Here is a 17,715-nt window from a genome sequence, read left to right on the forward strand (position 1 = left end):
TACCCGCGGTGCTGCGCCGTTCGGGGTAACCGTTCGCCGATCGCGTTTTCCGCGTTCTGGTCATAAATGGTCAACTGGATCATCATGGCCTGATCGTCGCGCCAGATGCGGCGGTCCGCGGGGGCATCCGCGGAGGGGATGAGGAGGGCCGATGGCCGAGCTGAAGAAGGGCGCCCGGATCACCGGGACGCAGCGGGGCAAACTCGCCGCCGACCTGAAGAAGAAGTACGAGAAGGGCGCCAGCATCCGTTCGCTGGCCGAGCAGACCGGGCGGTCGTACGGCTTCGTCCACCGGGTCCTGTCCGAGACGGGTGTGACGTTGCGCGGGCGCGGCGGCGCCACCCGTACCAAGAAGAAGTAGTGCTCGTCGGCGCCGCCGATCGGGTCGAGCATCGGGCCCGGGGCGGCGTCGTCGTGTGTCCGGGGTGTGTCGTGGGGCGCCGCGCGCGGGATCACCGCGCCCGCCCGCCGTACGCGCCGTAACGTGAACCCTCGCCGTCCACCACCGGCGAAGGGGAACACCGTTGGATCGCCCGCTCGCTCTGATGCGCGGGGTCATCCGGGGGGCGGACTCGACGTCCATCCGCCGTGGCTCCATCGCGCGGGGCACCTGGCCCCGGATCTGGGGCTTCGTCCGGCCCTACCGCCGCTGGCTGCTGTCCTATCTGGCCCTGACCACCGTCACCGCCGTGATCGGCGTCGCGACGCCGGTGCTGGCCGGGCGCGTGGTCAACACGATCGTCGCGGCGAACGAGCTGCCCGACGCCGCCCGCGTCGTGATGGTGATCGCCGGGGCGATCGCCGGGATGGCCGTCCTGGAGGCGGTGGTCGGGCTCGCCGGCCGCTGGTTCTCGGCGCGGCTCGGCGAGGGACTCATCGAGGACCTGCGGGTGGCGGTGTTCCGTCACGTCCAGTCGATGCCGCTGGCGTTCTTCTCCCGCACCCGGACCGGGGCGCTGGTCAGCCGGCTCAACAACGACGTGATCGGCGCCCAGACCGCCATCACCGGCACCCTGTCCACGGTGCTGTCCAACAGCATCCAGCTCGTGCTGGCCATCGCGGTCATGATCGGTCTGGCCTGGCAGGTCACCGTGCTGGCGATGCTGCTGCTGCCGGTGTTCGTGCTCCCGGCCCGGCGGATGGGGACCTGGCTCGCCGAGCTGCGCCGCGAGGCCGCCGAGCTCAACGCCACCATGGGTAACCAGATGACCGAGCGCTTCTCCGCGCCCGGCGCCACCCTGGTGAAGCTGTTCGGCGACCCCGACTCCGAGGCCGCGGTCTTCCGGGGCCAGGTGTCGCGGGTGCGCGACATCGGTGTCCGGTCGGCGATGGTGTCGCGGTTGTTCGTCACTGCGCTGCAGCTGGTGTCTGCGCTGGCCCAGGCCATGATCTACGGCCTCGGCGGCTACCTCGCGGTGACCGGGGCGATCCCGGCGGGTACCGTCGTCGCGCTCGGGCTGCTGCTGACCCGGCTCTACACCCCGATGACGGCGCTGGCCAACGCCCGCGTCGACGTGATGACCGCGCTGGTCGCCTTCGAGCGGGTCTTCGAGGTGCTCGACCTGCGCCCGATGCTGACCGAGCGACCCGACCCGGCCGTGCTGCCCGACGGCCCCGTCGACGTCGCCCTGCGCGGGGTCCGGTTCACCTACCCCAGCGCCACCGACGTCTCCCTGGCCTCGCTGGAGGAGGTCGCGGTGCTCGACCAGCGGGTCAACACCGAGGTGCTGCACGGCGTCGACCTGCACGTCCACGGCGGCGGGCTGCTCGCCCTGGTCGGGTCGTCCGGGGCCGGGAAGTCCACGCTCGCCTCGCTGGTCCCACGTCTCTACGACGTCGACGCCGGCTCGGTCGAGCTGTCCGGGGTGGACGTGCGGGACCTGTCGTTCGCCACGCTGCGCGGCGCCGTCGGGATGGTCACCCAGGACGGGCACCTGTTCCACGACACCATCGCCGGCAACCTGCGCTACGCCTCGCCCGACGCCACCGACGACGAGATGATCGACGCGCTGCGCCGCGCCCGGCTCGGCGATCTTCTCGACACGCTGCCCGACGGTCTCGACACCGTGGTGGGGGAGCGCGGCTACCGTCTGTCCGGTGGTGAGCGCCAGCGGCTGACCATCGCCCGTCTGCTGCTGGCCCGCCCGCGGGTGGTGATCCTCGACGAGGCCACCGCGCACCTCGACTCGGAGTCCGAGGCAGCAGTGCAGGAGGCACTGGCGGAGGCGCTGGTCGGGCGGACCGCGATCGTCATCGCGCACCGGCTGTCCACCGTGCGTGCGGCCGACCGGATCGCGGTGCTGGAGGGTGGGCAGGTCGTCGAGTCCGGCACCCACGACGAGCTGCTGGCCGCCGACGGCCGCTACGCCACGCTCTACCGGACCCAGTTCCTCCCGGCGGCGACGACCGCGGGCTGAGCGACTCCGGCGGGCCGGTGCTCAGGCCCGGCCCGCCAGCGGGTCCGCCACCTCGGCGCCCGGCTCGGCCACCGCGGCGACGGCGGCGAACAGCAGCGCGACGCCGACCGCGCCGGGGTCCGGCGCGCCCTTCGCGCGCTCGCCGACGTAGGACGCGCGGCCGTGCCGGGCCGCGAGCTCCGCGGTCCGCTCGGCGCCGTCGAGGGCCGCGGCCGCCGCGGCGGCGTACCCCGAACGGTCGAGCGCGGTCACGGCCGGGGCCAGCGCGTCGACCATCGTCCGGTCGCCCACCTCGGCCTCGCCGACCCGCTGGATCGCGGTCAGCCCGGCCCGGGCGCCCGCGGCGAACGCGGCCGTGTCGGCCGAGCCGTAGGACAGCGCGCGGGCGATCTCGGAGAACAGCAGGCCCAGCAGCGGGCCGCTGGTGCCGCCGACCTCGTCGAGGAAGACCTCGCCGAGCGCGCCGAACCCGCGCTGCGGTCCGCGCCCGGCCAGCGCGACGGCCAGCCGGACCCCGGCGCGCAGGTTGTCGCCGTAGTCGCCGTCGCCGGAGTGCTGGTCGAGGTCGGTGAGCACACCGTGGCCGTCCTCGACGGCCCGGGCGAAGCGGGCCAGCACGGCGTCCTGGTCGAGGGGGCGATGGTCGGTCATGAGGTCTCCGTCCGGGGGAAGGCGGCCGTCTGCGCCGGTGCGGCCCACAGGCCCGTCCACTCCGGGCGCATCCGGGTCAGGGTGAGCGAGAACCCGGCCATGTCCAGGGCGGGCACGAACGTGCCGACGAGCAGGCCCACCCGCTCCAGCCCGCGCGCCTCCAGCCCGGCGGCGGCCAGCTCGGCGAGCACGTAGAGCTCCAGCAGTGCCGTGCCCCCCATGCCGTTGACGACCATGACGACCTGGTCGGGGCCGTCGGGCAGGCCCGCGACGACCTCGTCGAGCATCCGGTCGACGAGCTCCTCGGTGGGCGGCCGGTCGACCGAGCGCCGGGCCCGCTCGCCGTGGATGCCGACGCCGTAGTCGAGCCGCCCGTCGAGGGCGAACGCGGGCTCCCCGGTGCGCATCGAGGTCTGCGCGCGGGAGGCGACGGCGAGGCTGCGCGAGGCCGCGGCGACGTCCGCACCGAGCGTCGCGAGCTCGGCCAGCCCGGCACCGCTGTCCGCGGCGGCGCCGAGGATCTTCTCGACGACGACGGTCGCCCCGGTCCCGCGCCGCCCGGTCGCGGTGTCGAGCCCGTCGGTGGCCAGGTCGTCGTCGACGAGGACGCGGGCGACGTCCACGCCCTCCATCCGCAGCCGCTCCGCCGCGATGCCGAAGTTGATCCGGTCTCCGGTGTAGTTCTTGACGATGTGGATCACCCCGTCCGGGCCCGCCGCGGCCCGGGACGCGTACAGCACGGCCTTGTTGTGCGGGGAGGTGAACACCGGACCGGGGGCGACGGCGTCGAGCATCCCGCGGCCGAGGAACCCGGCGTGCAGCGGCTCGTGGCCGGAACCCCCGCCGGAGACCAGCCCGACCCGCCTGCCGGGTGCCCGGTGGCGTGCGAGGAGGTGGATCGGGTCCTCGTGCAGGGCGACGAGGTCGGCGTGGGCCCGGGCGAACCCGCGGACGGCGGCCGGGACGGGGTCGTCGCCCGCCGGGTGGAAGGGGAACGGCATGGCGCCGATCATGCTGGCCGTGGGCGGTCAGCGCATCAACGGCGCGCGGACGGCGTTCTCCACGAGGTCGAGCACCGGGCCGAGGTCGTCGGCGGGCAGCCCCATCGCCAGGTGCGAGACCAGCCCCTCCAGCACCAGCTCCAGGTACTGGGCGAGCACCGGCACCGGCACGTCGTCGCGCAGCGCGCCGGCTGCGGCCTGACGTTCCAGCCGCGCCCGGGTCGCGGCGGTCAGCGCGCCGGAGTGCTCCTGCCAGCGGGCCCGGAACTCCGGGTCGGTGCGCAGCCGTCGGGAGACCTCCAGGCGGGTGCCCAGCCAGCTGCGGTCCGAGCCGCCGCGCAGCAGGTCGCGCATGACCTGCACCAGGCCCTGTTCGGCGACGACGTCGGCCATCCGGGTGGCGTCCTGCTCGGCCAGGGCCAGGAACAGCGCCTCCTTGTCCCGGAAGTAGTGGAAGATCGCGCCACGGGACAGCCCGGTGTACTCCTCGAGCCGCCGGACGGTGGCGCCCTCGTAGCCGTGGTCGGCGAAGCAGGTCCGGGCACCGGTGAGGATCTGCTGCCGGCGTGCGGCGAGCTGGTCGGTGCTGACGCGGGGCATGCTCCCCAGTATTCCGTACGCTTGTCCTGCATGTGTGGACGGTCGTGTCGCCGGTCACCGGCGGCGCCGACGACCACGGTTTCATCGCGTGCGGGTGTCACACGTCGGGGGTAGCGTCGACGTGGTGACCCTGGACGACCAGAGCACCGACGGTGTGCTCCGCAGCGTGGGGGAGGCCGAGGCCTACGTGGCCTCGGTCTGCTTCAAACACGGCCCCCCGACCCTGGCCGGTGTCGAGATCGAATGGATGCTCCACCGACCCGGTCGACCGGCCGACCCGGTCGACCTCGACGCCGTGCGTGCCGCTCTCGGCCCGCACCGCCCGGCCTCTCTGGACCCCGCCTCGCACGCGGCCCCGCTCCCCGCGGGCGGCACCGTGACCGTCGAGCCGGGCGGCCAGATCGAGATCTCCAGCGCTCCCGCTGACTCGCTCGAGGCCCTCCTCGGCGCCCTCGGCGCCGACGCAGCCCACCTCCACGGTCTGCTCGCCGAGCAGGGCCTGCGGCCGCACGGCCGCGCCGCCGACCCGGTCCGGCCCGCCCGGCGGCTGCTGGACCTGCCGCGCTACGCGGCCATGGAGTGCGTGTTCGACGGCGTCGGCCCGCACGGACGCAGCGGGATGTGCTCCACGGCGGCGGTCCAGGTCAGCCTGGACGCCGGCCCGGCCGCCGGGATCGCCGAACGCTGGGCGGTCCTGCACGAGCTGGGCCCGGTGCTGCTCGCAGCGTTCGCGAACTCGCCGGTGCAGCACGGCCGCCGCACCGGCTGGAAGTCCTCCCGGCAGGCGTGCTGGCTCAGCCTCGACCCCGCGCGGACCGCGCCGCCGCCCACCGCGACGACCGGTACCGACCCGGCCGCCGCCTGGGCGCGCCGGGTGGTCACCACCCCGCTGCTGTGCGTGCGCGGCACCGGGACCTGGTCGGTGCCGGCCGGGGTCACCTTCGCCGACTGGGTGTCCGGCCGCGCCCGCGGCGGGGTCCTCGACCGGCCGCCGACACTGGCCGACCTCGACTACCACGTCTCGACCCTCTTCCCGCCGGTCCGCCCGCACGGCTACCTCGAGGTGCGCTACGTCGACGGTCAGGCCGGCGACGACTGGGCGCTGCCGACCGCGGTGCTGCTGGCGCTCACCTCCTCCGGCCCCGTCGTCGACCGGGTCCGGGAGCTGTGCGAGCCGGTCCGCGACGAGTGGGTCGCCGCCGCCCGCCACGGGCTGGACCACCCGGATCTGGCCGCGGCGGCCGCCGGTCTGTTCCCGCTGGCCTGCGACGTGCTGGCCGCCGCGGACCATCCGCTGACCACCGGGCCGGGCCCGCTGCTGGCCCGGCTGCGCGAGGTCACCGAGCGGCGCGTGCAGCAGGGGCGCTGCCCCGCCGATGACATCGACCCCGCCGAGCAGGGTGCGGGCCCGACCGCCGATCCGTTCCCGCCGGGGCTCCATCTGGGTTCCGCCCTGCCCGGCGCGCCCGCCGCACGAGAGGTGACCGGTCGAGAACCCGGCCGGTCCGCCGTCGACACCGCCGACCAGGCTGCCCAGGAGGACGTGGCATGACCGCCGATCCCGCCGTTCCCGCCGGACCGCTGACCGGCCCCGCGACCCCGGGGGAGAGCCCGGAGACGATGCGTACCCGCGTCGCCGCACTGCTGGGCCGCTCCCGCGACCGCAGCACCGCGCTCACCGCCCTCGACGACGGCGAGCTGGCCGCCCAGCACTCGCCGCTGATGTCGCCGCTGGTCTGGGACCTCGCGCACATCGGGTCGATGGAGGAGCTGTGGCTCGTCCGCGACGTGGGCGGCCGCGAGCCGCTGCGCCCGGAGATCGACGGCCTCTACGACGCGTTCCAGCACTCCCGTTCCTCGCGGGTCGAGCTGCCGCTGCTCACCCCGGCCGAGGCCCGCGGCTACGTCGCCGAGGTGCGGGACAAGGCGCTCGACGCGCTGCACCGCAGCCCACTGCGCGGTCGCCGGTTGGAGGCCGAGGGCTTCGCGTTCGGGATGATCGTGCAGCACGAGCAGCAGCACGACGAGACCATGCTCGCCACCCACCAGCTGCGCTCCGGGGGGCCGGTGCTCGACGCCGCCCCGCCGCCCCGCCCGGCCGGAGCGGTCGACCCGGCCGCGGAGGTGCTCGTCCCGGCGGGCCCGTTCGAGATGGGGACCTCGGCCGAGCCGTGGGCGCTGGACAACGAGCGGCCCGCGCACGTCGTGGACCTGCCCGCGTTCCGGATCGACGTGCACCCTGTCACCAACGGCGCGTTCGCGGCGTTCGTCGACGCGGGCGGCTACGACGACCCGCGGCTGTGGACCGACGCCGGGTGGGCGCACCGCACCGAGGAGGAGCTGGTCGCGCCGCGGTTCTGGTCCCGCGACAGCGACGGCACCTGGTGGCGGCGCCGGTTCGGCGTCGTCGAGCGGGTGCCCGACGACGAGCCCGTCGTGCACGTCTCCTTCCACGAGGCGCAGGCCTACGCCCGCTGGGTCGGCAAGCGTCTGCCCACCGAGGCGGAGTGGGAGAAGGCCGCCCGGCACGACCCGGCGACCGGCCGGTCCCGGCGCTTCCCCTGGGGCGACGACGAGCCGCGCGCCGAGCACGCCAACCTCGGACAGCGCCACCTCCAGCCCGCCCCGATCGGCTCCTACCCGGCGGGGGCGTCCGCCCTGGGGGTGCAGCAGATGGTCGGCGACGTCTGGGAGTGGTGCGACTCCGGCTGGCACCCCTACCCGGGGTTCAGCGTGTTCCCGTACCCCGAGTACTCCGAGGTGTTCTTCGGCGGGGACTACGCGGTGCTGCGCGGCGGATCGTTCGGCACCGACCCGGCGGCGATCCGGGCCACGTTCCGCAACTGGGACCACCCGATCCGCCGGCAGATCTTCGCCGGATTCCGGCTGGTCCGCGACGCCGGTGTGTAGGCACCTCGCGTACCTGGGGGAGCCGGCCACGCTGGCGTCGCTGCTCCTGGAGCCGGAGCACGGGCTGCTCGCGCAGTCCTACGCCCCGGCCGACATGCGTGGCGGCGGCACGATCAACGCCGACGGCCACGGCACCGGCTGGTACCCGCCCGGCAGCACGACGCCGGTACGGGTCCGGTCGGCGTCACCGCTGTGGGCCGACACCTCCTACGCCGCGCTGGCCGCGGCGACGACGTCGGGCGCCGTGCTCGCCGCCGTCCGCTCGGCGACGGTCGGGATGCCGGTGACGGCGACCGCCGCCGCCCCCTTCACCGACGGGCGGTGGCTGTTCAGCCACAACGGCGTCGTCCGCGGCTGGCCGGACTCCCTCGCGGCCGCCGCGGCGGCGCTGCCCGTCACCGACCTGATGACCCTCGACGCCCCCACCGACGCCGCGCTGCTGTGGGCGGTGGTCCGGCGCGGTCTCGCCGACGGCGCCGACCCCGCCGACCTGCTGGCCCGGGTCTGCGCCGACACCGAGCGGAGCGCACCCGGCTCGCGGCTGAACCTGCTGCTCACCGACGGCACGACGATCTGGGCCACGGCCTGGCGGCACGCACTCGCCGTCCGGGCCGGACCGGCGGGCGTCACCGTCGCCTCCGAACCCACCCATGCGTTCCCCGACTGGACCCGGGTGCCCGACCGGCACCTGGTGGTGGCCCGACCGGGCCACCACGAGAGTCATGACCTAGGAGCTCCGTGAGCACTCCCGGCGCCATCCAGCTGGACGTCCACCTCTCCGACACCGATGCCGACACCGCGCTGCGGTCCGACGTGCGCCGCGGCCTCGCCGCGTCGCCGAAGGAGCTGCCGCCGAAGTGGTTCTACGACGCCCGCGGGTCCGAGCTGTTCGAGCGGATCACCGAGCTGCCCGAGTACTACCCGTTCCGCACCGAGCGGGCTCTGCTCACCGACTCCGTCGACGACATCGCCCGCTCCTCGGGCGCCGACACCGTCGTCGAGCTGGGGTCGGGGTCCTCGACCAAGACCCGGCTGCTGCTCGACGCGTTCACCCGCGCCGGGACGCTGCGCCGCTACGTGCCGCAGGACGTGAGCGAGTCCGCGCTGCGCGGCGCCATCGACGAGCTGCACCGCGACTACCCGCAGCTGGAGCTGCACGGCGTGGTCGGCGACTTCACCCGCGACCTGGACCGGCTGCCCGGGGCCGACCCCGGCGGGAAGCGGATGATCGCCTTCCTCGGCGGCACCATCGGCAACCTGATGCCCGGCCCGCGCCACGACTTCCTGGTCCACGTCCGCTCGGTGCTGCAGCCCGGTGAGCAGCTGTTGCTCGGCACCGGCCTGGCCACCGACCCGGCGGTGATGGTCCCCGCCTACGACGACGCCGCCGGGGTCACCGCGGAGTTCAACCGCAACGTGCTGCACGTGCTCAACCGCGAGCTGGACGCGACCTTCGACGTCGACGCGTTCGACCACGTCGCCGTCTGGGACGCGGAGAACTCCTGGATCGAGATGCGGCTGCGCGCCACCCGCGACATGCGGGTCCGGATCGCCGACCTCGACCTCGACGTCGCGTTCGCCGCGGGGGAGGAGCTCGCCACCGAGATCTCGGCGAAGTTCACCCCCGCGACGGTCGACGCGTTCGCCGCCGCCGCCGGGTTCGCCACGACGCGGCGCTGGGTCGACCCCGACGCGCGGTTCGCGCTGACGCTGCTCACCGCCGCCTGAGGTCCGGCGGTGCTGCGCCGGCCGGGGCGCAGCACCGCCGACGGCGCGGTCCCGGTCTCCCGGCGGAACGCCGCGACGACGCCGAGGGAGTCGCGTGGCCGAGGTGCCGGGCGACCACGCCGACCGGGCGCCCCGCGACCAGCGGCTCCACCGCGAGCACGCACGGCGCGGGCCGGTCGATCGGGCAGCGGCCGGGCCACAGGTAGGTCCCGCGCATCTCCGCGACACGATCCGGCAGCCCAGCGGTTCCCGGCCACCGCGGGTGGCGCCTAGCGTCGCGGACATGGCGATGAACGCGCTGCACCGACGGATCTGCCGCTCCGACTCCTGGGCCGACCGGATGCACGGGACGACGTTGCCCTGGGCCACCCGCGGCGTCGACCTCACCGGCGAGGTCCTGGAGATCGGCCCGGGCTACGGCGTCACCACCCGCTGGCTCGCGGCGCGCACCGGGGCGCTGACCGCGCTGGAGGTCGACCCGGTGCTGGCCGAGGACCTGCGTGCGGGCCTCGGGGGTGAGCTCGGTGTCGACGTCCGGCACGGCGACGGCGCCGCCCTGCCCTTCCCGGACGGCAGCTTCGACGCCGTCGTCTGCTTCACGATGCTCCACCACGTCCCGACGCCCGGCGAGCAGGACCGGCTCTTCGCCGAGGCCGCGCGGGTACTGCGTCCCGGCGGGACGTTCGCGGGCATCGACTCCCGGATGACGCTGCGGTTCCGGACGATCCACATCGGGGACACCCTGACCGCGGTCGACCCGGCGACGCTGCCGCGGCGGCTCGGGGCGGCCGGGTTCGCACGGCCGGAGACCGAGCTGGGTGCGCGGTCGTTCCGGTTCCGGGCCGGCCGCGGCTAGGGTCGGGTGCATGAGCACCGACTGGCGCCACGACGGCGTCCGGGTCATCCCCGGCGACATGCTGGACGCCAACACCCCGCAGACGCCCGGCATGCACCGCGCCGCCGCCGTCACCGGGGACCGGGTCGGCGCGCAGCGGCTGTGGGCGGGCACGGTGACCATCCACCCCGGCGCCCGCACCGGTGCGCACCACCACGGTGAGCTGGAGAGCGTCATCTACGTCGTCCGCGGCCGGGCCCGGATGAAATGGGGCGAGAATCTGGAGTTCATCGCCGAGGCCGGGCCGGGCGGGTTCATCTTCGTGCCGCCGTTCGTGCCGCACCAGGAGATCAACGCCCTCGACGACGAGCCGCTGGAGTGCGTGCTGACCCGCTCCGGTCAGGAGCCGATCGTGGTCAACCTCGACATCACCGGGGTGCCCGACCCCGAGCACGTCCCCTGGGTCGACCCCCTGCACCCACGGCGCTGAGCAGCGTCACCGCGAGGGCGACCGCGAGCAGCGTCCCCAGCACGACGTCGATCACCGGCCACGCCCGCACCGACGGGTCCAGCCCCAGCTCGAAGACGAACAGCGGGTCCACCAGCCGTCCCCGGAACGCGAGTACGGTCAGCGGCCCGAGGGCGAGCAGCAGCCCGGCGAGCCGCCCGGCCGTGCTCAGCGGGCCCGGGCGTCGCAGCCCTGCGGCCGCCGACACCGCGAGCACCACCAGCCCGGTCAGCACCAGCGGGATCCACGCGCGCCACAGCCCGATCGGCAGCAGTGGCACCACGACGCCGCGCTGGAAGACCAGGCCGGGGACCTGCTGGACGACGACGAACGCGATCGCGACCAGGGCGAGCACCGGGGTCGCCCGGGACGGTGGGGAGGTCACGGCGGGCGACGATACGGGCCCGCCCTCACCCGGCCGTGTGGGCTCCCGGTGTGCGGCAGGGACGGTAGCGTCGGTGCCGATGCGGCGGCGGACGGACGAGCAGGCGGCCGCCCCGGTTCCGGCCGGGGCCCGCGACTCCGGGGCAACCCCGGGGTGCACCGGCACGATGCAGCACGGCGTCCCGCGCGCGGGTGGCAGGACAGCGCTGCCGGCGGCGCGCGGCGGACGGAGAACACCGGTCGACCCCCGCCGCCGCATCACCCCGCTGTCCGTGGGCCGCCGCACGGCACGGGACCGCTGATGGCGCCGGACCCGGCGGCGATCGCCGCGGCCGCCTGCGCCGGGCGCTGGGGAACGGACCCGCTGACCGAACGGCTCGCCCGGCTCGGCGGCTGGTCGGGCCCCGACGAGCTGGCCGGCGTCGTGGGCGCCCTCGTCGCCCGGCGGCGCCGCGCCCCGCGTGGATCCCCGGCCGGTGTCGAGGCCGAGGTCGCCGAGCTGCTGGCGGGGCCGCGCCGGCACCGGCCGGTCGTCCAGCCCGACCCGGTGTGGCGCCTGCCGGTGCCGCGCTGGACGGACCTGCCCGCCCTGGCCGCCGCCCTGCACCTGGACGACGGCGAGCTCGCCTGGTTCGCCGACCCCGGCGGCTGGCTGCGGCGTACCCCGGACGGCCCGCTGACCCACTACCGGCGGCACTGGACGCCGTCGCGCTCCGGGACGCCGCGCCTGGTCGAGGCACCCGCCCCGCGGCTCGCCGAGCTGCAGCGCCGGATCGTGCGCAGCGTGCTCGACCGGATCCCGGTGCACCCGGCCGCACACGGCCACGTCCGCGGCCGCAGCCCGCACACCCTCGCCGCGGAGCACCGGGCCCGGCCGATGGTGCTACGCCTGGACCTGGAGGGCTTCTACTCCCACGTCACCGGCGGCCGGGTCGCCGGACTCCTGCGGGTCGCGGGGTACCCGCCCGCCGTCGCCGCCCCCGTCGCCGGGCTGCTCGTCACCACCACCCCGCCCGGGGTGCTGCGCGTCTGCCCACACCGGGGCGACCCCGCCCCACGACGGCGGCTGCTCGACCGCCTCGCCGCACCGCACCTGCCGCAGGGGGCGCCGTCGTCGCCGACGATGGCGAACCTGCTCACCTACGGGCTGGACCGGCGGCTGAGCGGCCTGGCCGCCGCGGTCGGCGCCGCCTACGGCCGCTACGCCGACGACCTCGTGTTCTCCGGCGACGCGACACTGCCGGTGCAGGGCCTGGCGCAGCGGGTGGCCGCGATCGCCGCGGAGGAAGGCTTCCGCGTCCGCCCGGACAAGACCCGGATCATGCCCGCGCACCACCGCCAGCGGATCGTCGGGCTCGTCGTGAACGGCGGCGAGCCCGCGGCGTCGCGTCGCGACCACGACGAGCTCCGCGCGATCCTGCACAACGCGGCCCGTACCGGCCCGGACGCCCAGAACCGGGCCGGGCACCCGGCCTTCCGCGAGCACCTGCTGGGACGGATCGCCTGGGTGGGGCACGGGCGCCCGGCCCGGGCGGCGCGACTGCGGGAGCTGTTCGACCGCATCGTCTGGTGAGCGGCCCGGGAGCGGAAACGGCGGGCGCCGGGGGAGCGCGGCGGCTACGGTGACGGCCGTGAGCAGCCCGGAGTCGAACAGGCGGTAGCCACCGGTCCCCACCGGTGGCGGCGACCTCCCCTGCCCGCTCCCGGTGACGAGGCCGGACCGGCGTCCGTTCCACGACCCCGTCACCCACGGAGTTCCACCGTGCTGCTCGTCGTCCTCGCCTGCGCCGTCTTCGCGCAGGCCACCTCGGAGTTCATGCTCGCCGGGCTCGTCCCGGACATCGCCGCCGACCTCGGCGTCACCCCGCTCGCCGCCGGGTCGCTGACCTCGGCGTTCGCCGTCGGGATGGTCGTCGGCGCGCCGCTCGTGGCGCTCGCCGCCCGCCGGCTGCCACCGCGGCTCGCGCTGCGGGGGTTCCTCGCCGCGTTCGTCGCCGTGCACGTCGCCGGGGCGCTGGCCCCCGGACTCGGGGTCCTGCTGGTCACCCGGGTGCTCGCGGCGCTGTGCACCGCCGGTTTCCTCGCCGTGGCCCTGTCGGTCGCGGTCGCCGCCGTGCCGCCGGAGCGCACCGCCCGCGCGACCGCGACCCTGCTGTCCGGCACGACCCTCGCCCTGATCGCCGGCGTGCCGGCCGGGGCGCTGGTGGGGCAGGCGTTCGGCTGGCGGGCCACGTTCTGGTCGGTCGCGGCGGTCGCCGCCGTCGCGCTGGTGGGGGTCGTCGTCGGCGTACCCGCCGGCGACGGCGGCCGGGCACCCGCGCCCGGTCTGCGGGCCGAGCTGACGGTGCTGCGCCGGGGCCCGGTCGTCCGGACACTCGCGCTCGGCGCGCTGGTGAACGGCTCGACGTTCGCCGCGCACACCTACCTGTCCCCGCTGCTGGCGACGGCGGGCGGCCCGCCCGCGGTGCCCGCCGGCCTGTTGCTGTTCGGGGTCGGCGCCGTCGCCGGGGTGGGCGTCGCGGGCCGGTTCGCCGACACCCGCACCCGTCCGCTGCTGCTCGTCGCGGGCGGCGCGCTGCCGCCGGGCTGGGTGGCGCTCGCCGTCGGTGCCGCGCACCCGGTGGCGGTCCTCGCGCTGGTGGGCCTGCTGGGCGCGCTCGGGTTCGCGGTCGGCTCGACGCTGATCGCGCGGGCGCTGACGCTCGCCCGTGAGGCGCCGACCCTCGGCGGCGCGGTCGCCACCGCGTCGCTGAACGCCGGGGCGACGGTGGGCCCGCTGCTGGGCGGTGCGGGACTCGCCGTCGCCGGGCCCACCGGTCCGGTGTGGACGGCGGCGGCGCTGGCCCTGGTCGCTTCGCCAATGCTGGCTTCGGTCGCCCGCCCGGCCGGCGTGCCGGACCCCGTCATCACTTCCGATGAACGGCCGTCCGGACGATAACGACGTGCTCCGTCCGGAGCGATCCACCGGGCGTACGGGCCGTGTCGGGCGGCCCCGAGGTCGACCGGGGAGACCGCGCGATGATCCTGCACCGCCGCGCACGCCGTTCCGTGCCCCGCCTCGTCCTGGCCGCTGTGGTGCCGGCGACGACGGCTGCCGCGCTCTGCGTCGCGTCGTTCGCGTCGGCGGCGCCGGTGATCGCCGGGCCGACGGCCCTGCGGGCGGCGGCGTCGGGGCCGAGCGCGGTGACGCGGGACTTCCCGGCGCCGGTGGTCCCTGACGGGATAGTGCCCGCCGCGCCACTGGAGTCGTTCGTCCCAGAGCCGGTGGTCTACACCTGTGAGCCGTGGGCCGACGCCGAGTTCGGGGACCCGGCACACCCGGACGACATCACCAACAAGGCCTGCCCCGAGCTGAACGCCGCGAAGGAGCAGGCGCAGCGGGAGTACCTCGAGCAGCAGCGACGGCAGAGTGGCGAGTACGTGGACCCGGCCGAGCTGGTCGCTCGCGGCCAGTACGAACCGGGCGCGGGCTACCCGGTGGGCTCGGCCGAGCGGGCGAGATGTCTGCAGAACCCTCTCGACCCGATCTGCGGGGGCTGAGCCGTGCACACGACGCTTGTACGCTGGCTCTCGCTGGTCGGGGTCCTCGTCGTCGTCACGACCGGCGTGGTCACAGCAGTCGTCGGGATGGCTGCCCCGCGTCCGGTCGCCGCGCCGCCCCCGGTCGCCGCGGCCGTTCCTCCGCCGGCCGCCACTGCGGCGCCGCCGACCGGGGTCGAGGTGGTCGAGGTGGTCGAGCAGGCTCCGCGCACGACGGCTCCCGTCGCGACACCGGCGCCCGCCCCACCGTCGGCCGCGGCCGGCACCGACCTCGACGGGCTCTGGGGCGCTGGCAGCTACTGAACGACTGAGACCGGCCCGGACAGCGACCGGGCCTGCGTCGACCGTGCCGAGGTGCAGGAACGCCATGCGCGACGCAGCGCCGACGAGTTCCTGACCGCGTGGCGGGCCGGTGATGCCACGGACAACGTTGGCCGCCCCCTGGTGTCGAACCTGCTCGCGTTCATCCCGCCGAGTCGCGTGTCGAGCTGAACTACGACGTCGTCGGCTCCGGCCGGGTGTCCGCCTTCATGACGACGACCGGCGGCGGCCCCGCCCTCTATCTGGAGTGGGACATGGACTACGAGCGCGGATGGGTCGTGGCGAGCTACGCACCCGACGTGGGCTGACCACCGAGCCGCTCGTCGCCGTACACCGTCCGCGCAGCTCAACCGGCACTCATCGAACGCATGGTCGAGTAGAATCAGATGCGTGGACGAGCTCTGGAAGACCGACGACGAGGACCTTCTCGTCGCGGTCGCGGCCGTCCAGGAACGGATCAACCGCGAGTCCGCGTCCCTGGTCGCCCTCGTCGCCGAGGTCGCCACCCGCGGTCTGGCCGGGGCGAAGGGGTTCCGGGACACCGCGGACCTGCTGCGCACGGTGCAGAACGTCGGGGCGTCCACCGCCCGTGCCCGGGTCGACGCCGCCCGGAAGCTCTCGCCGCTGTTCCTGATCACCGGTGACCAGGTCGACCCCGAGCTGCCGGTGCTGGCGGAGGCGTTCGAGCAGGGCGCGGTGACCCCCGAGCACGTGCGCGTGATCATCCGGGTGCTCGCCTCGCTGCCCCCGCATCTCGGCGAGCACCGGCCGGTGCTGGAGGCCGACCTCGTCGCCCACGCCGGGACCCTGGATCCCGACGCGGTGGACACGCTGGGCCGGCGGGCCATTGCGCTGCTCGATCCCGACGGGCCGCGCCCGCGGGAACCGAAGCCGACCCGGAACCGGTTCACGTTGCGGCCGCAGGGGGCGGGGTTCGAGGCGCGGGGCTGGCTGGACACCGAGTCCGCCGCGGTCCTGCGCAGCGCGTTGTCCCCGCTCACCGCCCCGGCTGCACCCGAGGGTGCCGGGCAGGCGCGGGACGAACGCTCCACGGCCGAGCGCAACGGGGACGGGCTGGTCGAGCTGGCCCGTCGGTTGCTGGCGGTCGGGAATCTCGGAGTCGAGAACGGGCAGCCGGTAGCGCTGACCGTGACGGTGCCGTTGGAAACCCTGACCTCGGGTGCCGGGGCCGGGTTGCTGGGTTTCGGTGCGGGTGGGTCGTCCGCGGCGATCGCTGCGGAGGATGCGTTGCGGTTGGCGTGCGATGCGCGGGCGGTGCCGATCGTGCTGGCGTCGACGGGGGAGCCGCTGTTCGTCGGGCGCGAGCAGCGGCTGGCGAACCGGGCGCAGCGTCGGGCGCTGGCCCAGCGCGACGGCGGGTGCGCGTTCCCGGGGTGCGAGGCGCCGCCGCAGTGGTGCGTGGCCCACCACGTCGTGCACTGGGCCCACGGTGGGTGCACCGACCTCACGAACCTGGTGCTGCTGTGTCCGCACCACCATCGCATGATCCACATCGGGGACTGGGCGGTCGAGATCGACGGCGGGTTCCCGGAGTTCCATCCACCACCCTGGGTGCCGGGCGGGCCCCGGCGCAACCCGCTCCACCGGCCCGACCTGCCCGTCCCACGAAGCCCTCGGCACAGTGCTCCGGTGCTGCTCGACGCCGTCCTGGCCTCGTCGTGAGTGGCCTACGCGGGCCGCCGCGGTCACAGCGACTCCCACTCCAGCTCCGGGCCGGACGGCCACGGCCGCTCCCACCCGCCCAGGCGCAGCACCGCGTCGACGACGTCGCCGGTGAACCCCCACACCACGTCGCCGCCCACCCGGAATCCGGGGCCCCGCCAGGCCCCGCCGCCGGCCCGGAGCCGGAACCGGTGCGCCGGGTCGGCCAGCACCGCCGGCGGCACGTGCAGCACCGCCTCGGTCTCGGCCGGGTCGACCGCGTGCAGCCGGGTCGGCGTCCGCCAGTGCCCGAGCACTGCGGTCACGTGGAACCCGGTCAGCAGGATCAGACGCGGCAGCATCGCGACGACGTCCACACCGGACGGGTCCAGCCCGGTCTCCTCGGTAGCCTCCCGCAGCGCCGTCGCGGCCGGGTCGGTGTCGCCCGGGTCCGCGCGGCCCCCGGGGAAGGAGATCTCCCCGGAGTGGTGGCGCAGTCGTCGGGCCCGCCGCTGCAGCACGACCTCCGGGCCGTCCGGGCCCTGGCCGAGCAGTACCAGAACGGCCGACTGCCGGGGCCCGACGTGGTCGGGGGGCAGGTCGTTCGCGCTGATGTCGCGCGGCCCGGCGTGCTCCAGCCCGCGCAGCAGCGGCCCCATCCAGTCGGGGGCCCGGCCGGGATCGGGCCGGGCCGCGGCGAGCCACCGGCGGGCCGCGGCGACGTCACACATACGGCCGGGTGATCATCTCGAGATAGTGACCGGCCGGGTCGAGGAAGTACACCCCGCGACCGCCGTGGCCGTGGTTGATCTCGCCGGGACGGGTGCGCTGGGGGTCGGCCCAGTGCTCCGTCCCGTCCTCGACGAGCCGGGCGTACGCGCGGTCGAACAACGCGTCGTCGACGAGGAACGCGTAGTGCTGCGGCTGGATCTCCGGCACCACGTGGAGCGGCAGGTCGGCGAACTGGACGAGGACACCGCCGTCGAGGGCGATGTTGGTGAACGGCCCCCAGGACGGCGCCTGCGCCGCCTCCAGGACGTGCCGGTAGAACGCGGCGGAGGCCACCCGGTCCCGGGCGGCGATGATCGTGTGGTTGAACGTGCAGGTCATACGGGTCTCCTGACGAGCGGGGACCACGCGAACGACCTGCGGAAGGAG

20 protein-coding genes are annotated in these 17,715 nt (G+C 75.5%); 14 read left to right on the top strand and 6 right to left on the bottom strand.

What is annotated here, in order from left to right; all coding sequences use genetic code 11:
* Positions 1-151: 151 nt before the first annotated feature.
* Together ATL51_RS03570 and ATL51_RS03575 are read left to right on the top strand one after the other, a co-directional pair.
* A complete protein-coding gene (locus tag ATL51_RS03570) occupies positions 152-361 on the top strand; it encodes a helix-turn-helix domain-containing protein (protein WP_010240451.1) in 210 nt (69 codons plus the stop codon).
* A gap of 184 nt (positions 362-545) precedes the next feature.
* The gene (locus ATL51_RS03575; protein WP_208622907.1) at positions 546-2,417 is read left to right on the top strand and encodes an ABC transporter ATP-binding protein; all 1,872 of its coding nucleotides are present in this window, start codon (positions 546-548) and stop codon (positions 2,415-2,417) included.
* A 21-nt stretch (positions 2,418-2,438) separates the two neighbouring features.
* On the opposite strand, the gene ATL51_RS03580 is transcribed toward ATL51_RS03575, so the two are convergent.
* From ATL51_RS03580 to ATL51_RS03590, 3 genes are read right to left on the bottom strand one after another with little or no spacing between them, the layout of a single operon-like run.
* Positions 2,439-3,068, bottom strand: a complete 630-nt coding sequence (locus tag ATL51_RS03580) for a DAK2 domain-containing protein (protein ID WP_100880453.1) — start codon at positions 3,066-3,068, stop codon at positions 2,439-2,441.
* A complete protein-coding gene (locus ATL51_RS03585) occupies positions 3,065-4,069 on the bottom strand; it encodes a dihydroxyacetone kinase subunit DhaK (RefSeq protein ID WP_073575288.1) in 1,005 nt (334 codons plus the stop codon). Before ATL51_RS03585 ends, ATL51_RS03580 begins: the two co-directional genes overlap by 4 nt.
* Before the next feature lie 27 nt (positions 4,070-4,096).
* Positions 4,097-4,669 (bottom strand): TetR/AcrR family transcriptional regulator, encoded by a 573-nt coding sequence (locus ATL51_RS03590; protein ID WP_073574739.1) that lies wholly within the window; start codon positions 4,667-4,669, stop codon positions 4,097-4,099.
* 124 nt (positions 4,670-4,793) lie between these two features.
* Here ATL51_RS03590 and egtA point away from each other — a divergent pair, with 124 nt between their 5' ends.
* The 6 genes from egtA to ATL51_RS03625 all read left to right on the top strand — a co-directional run bounded on the left by egtA (position 4,794) and on the right by ATL51_RS03625 (position 10,632).
* Complete coding sequence (gene egtA, locus ATL51_RS03595) at positions 4,794-6,221, top strand: ergothioneine biosynthesis glutamate--cysteine ligase EgtA (RefSeq protein ID WP_301548871.1); 1,428 nt, start codon at positions 4,794-4,796, stop codon at positions 6,219-6,221.
* Between the two features lie 68 nt (positions 6,222-6,289).
* Positions 6,290-7,579: an ergothioneine biosynthesis protein EgtB gene (gene egtB / locus ATL51_RS03600; RefSeq protein ID WP_392567393.1), complete on the top strand. Its 1,290-nt coding sequence runs from the start codon at positions 6,290-6,292 to the stop codon at positions 7,577-7,579.
* Positions 7,572-8,321: an ergothioneine biosynthesis protein EgtC gene (gene egtC, locus ATL51_RS03605; RefSeq protein WP_100877654.1), complete on the top strand. Its 750-nt coding sequence runs from the start codon at positions 7,572-7,574 to the stop codon at positions 8,319-8,321. Before egtB ends, egtC begins: the two co-directional genes overlap by 8 nt.
* Complete coding sequence (gene egtD, locus ATL51_RS03610; protein ID WP_100877655.1) at positions 8,318-9,307, top strand: L-histidine N(alpha)-methyltransferase; 990 nt, start codon at positions 8,318-8,320, stop codon at positions 9,305-9,307. The genes egtC and egtD overlap by 4 nt, the downstream gene beginning before the upstream one ends.
* A 283-nt stretch (positions 9,308-9,590) precedes the next feature.
* The gene (locus ATL51_RS03620; protein ID WP_100877657.1) at positions 9,591-10,163 is read left to right on the top strand and encodes a class I SAM-dependent methyltransferase; all 573 of its coding nucleotides are present in this window, start codon (positions 9,591-9,593) and stop codon (positions 10,161-10,163) included.
* Positions 10,164-10,173: 10 nt separating this feature from the next.
* Positions 10,174-10,632, top strand: coding sequence for a cupin domain-containing protein (locus tag ATL51_RS03625; protein WP_073574745.1), 459 nt, complete (start codon positions 10,174-10,176; stop codon positions 10,630-10,632).
* On the opposite strand, the gene ATL51_RS03630 is transcribed toward ATL51_RS03625, so the two are convergent.
* Positions 10,571-11,035, bottom strand: coding sequence for a hypothetical protein (locus ATL51_RS03630; protein WP_100877658.1), 465 nt, complete (start codon positions 11,033-11,035; stop codon positions 10,571-10,573). The two genes, ATL51_RS03625 and ATL51_RS03630, sit on opposite strands and share 62 nt — an antisense overlap.
* Positions 11,036-11,335: 300 nt before the next feature.
* Here ATL51_RS03630 and ATL51_RS03635 point away from each other — a divergent pair, with 300 nt between their 5' ends.
* The 6 genes from ATL51_RS03635 to ATL51_RS03655 all read left to right on the top strand — a co-directional run bounded on the left by ATL51_RS03635 (position 11,336) and on the right by ATL51_RS03655 (position 16,578).
* Positions 11,336-12,607, top strand: a complete 1,272-nt coding sequence (locus ATL51_RS03635) for a reverse transcriptase family protein (protein WP_100877659.1) — start codon at positions 11,336-11,338, stop codon at positions 12,605-12,607.
* A 189-nt stretch (positions 12,608-12,796) separates the two neighbouring features.
* A complete protein-coding gene (locus tag ATL51_RS03640; protein WP_157818210.1) occupies positions 12,797-13,972 on the top strand; it encodes a Cmx/CmrA family chloramphenicol efflux MFS transporter in 1,176 nt (391 codons plus the stop codon).
* 80 nt (positions 13,973-14,052) lie between these two features.
* Positions 14,053-14,574 carry a hypothetical protein gene (locus tag ATL51_RS03645; RefSeq protein ID WP_157818211.1) on the top strand — a complete coding sequence of 174 codons (522 nt, stop codon included), beginning with the start codon at positions 14,053-14,055 and terminating at the stop codon, positions 14,572-14,574.
* Between the two features lie 3 nt (positions 14,575-14,577).
* On the top strand, positions 14,578-14,877 hold the full coding sequence (locus tag ATL51_RS27985; RefSeq protein ID WP_157818212.1) for a hypothetical protein: 300 nt from the start codon (positions 14,578-14,580) through the stop codon (positions 14,875-14,877).
* A 51-nt stretch (positions 14,878-14,928) separates the two neighbouring features.
* Positions 14,929-15,066, top strand: a complete 138-nt coding sequence (locus ATL51_RS27990; RefSeq protein ID WP_157818213.1) for a hypothetical protein — start codon at positions 14,929-14,931, stop codon at positions 15,064-15,066.
* A 219-nt stretch (positions 15,067-15,285) separates the two neighbouring features.
* The gene (locus ATL51_RS03655) at positions 15,286-16,578 is read left to right on the top strand and encodes an HNH endonuclease signature motif containing protein (RefSeq protein WP_157818214.1); all 1,293 of its coding nucleotides are present in this window, start codon (positions 15,286-15,288) and stop codon (positions 16,576-16,578) included.
* A 23-nt stretch (positions 16,579-16,601) separates the two neighbouring features.
* Here ATL51_RS03655 and ATL51_RS03660 read toward each other — a convergent pair whose 3' ends face one another.
* Positions 16,602-17,288 carry an NUDIX hydrolase gene (locus tag ATL51_RS03660; RefSeq protein ID WP_100877663.1) on the bottom strand — a complete coding sequence of 229 codons (687 nt, stop codon included), beginning with the start codon at positions 17,286-17,288 and terminating at the stop codon, positions 16,602-16,604.
* The gene (locus ATL51_RS03665; protein WP_100877664.1) at positions 17,281-17,667 is read right to left on the bottom strand and encodes a VOC family protein; all 387 of its coding nucleotides are present in this window, start codon (positions 17,665-17,667) and stop codon (positions 17,281-17,283) included. The genes ATL51_RS03660 and ATL51_RS03665 overlap by 8 nt, the downstream gene beginning before the upstream one ends.
* Between the last annotated feature and the right edge of the window lie 48 nt (positions 17,668-17,715).

The sequence above is a fragment of the Pseudonocardia alni genome (assembly GCF_002813375.1).
GTDB classification, from domain to species: domain Bacteria; phylum Actinomycetota; class Actinomycetes; order Mycobacteriales; family Pseudonocardiaceae; genus Pseudonocardia; species Pseudonocardia alni.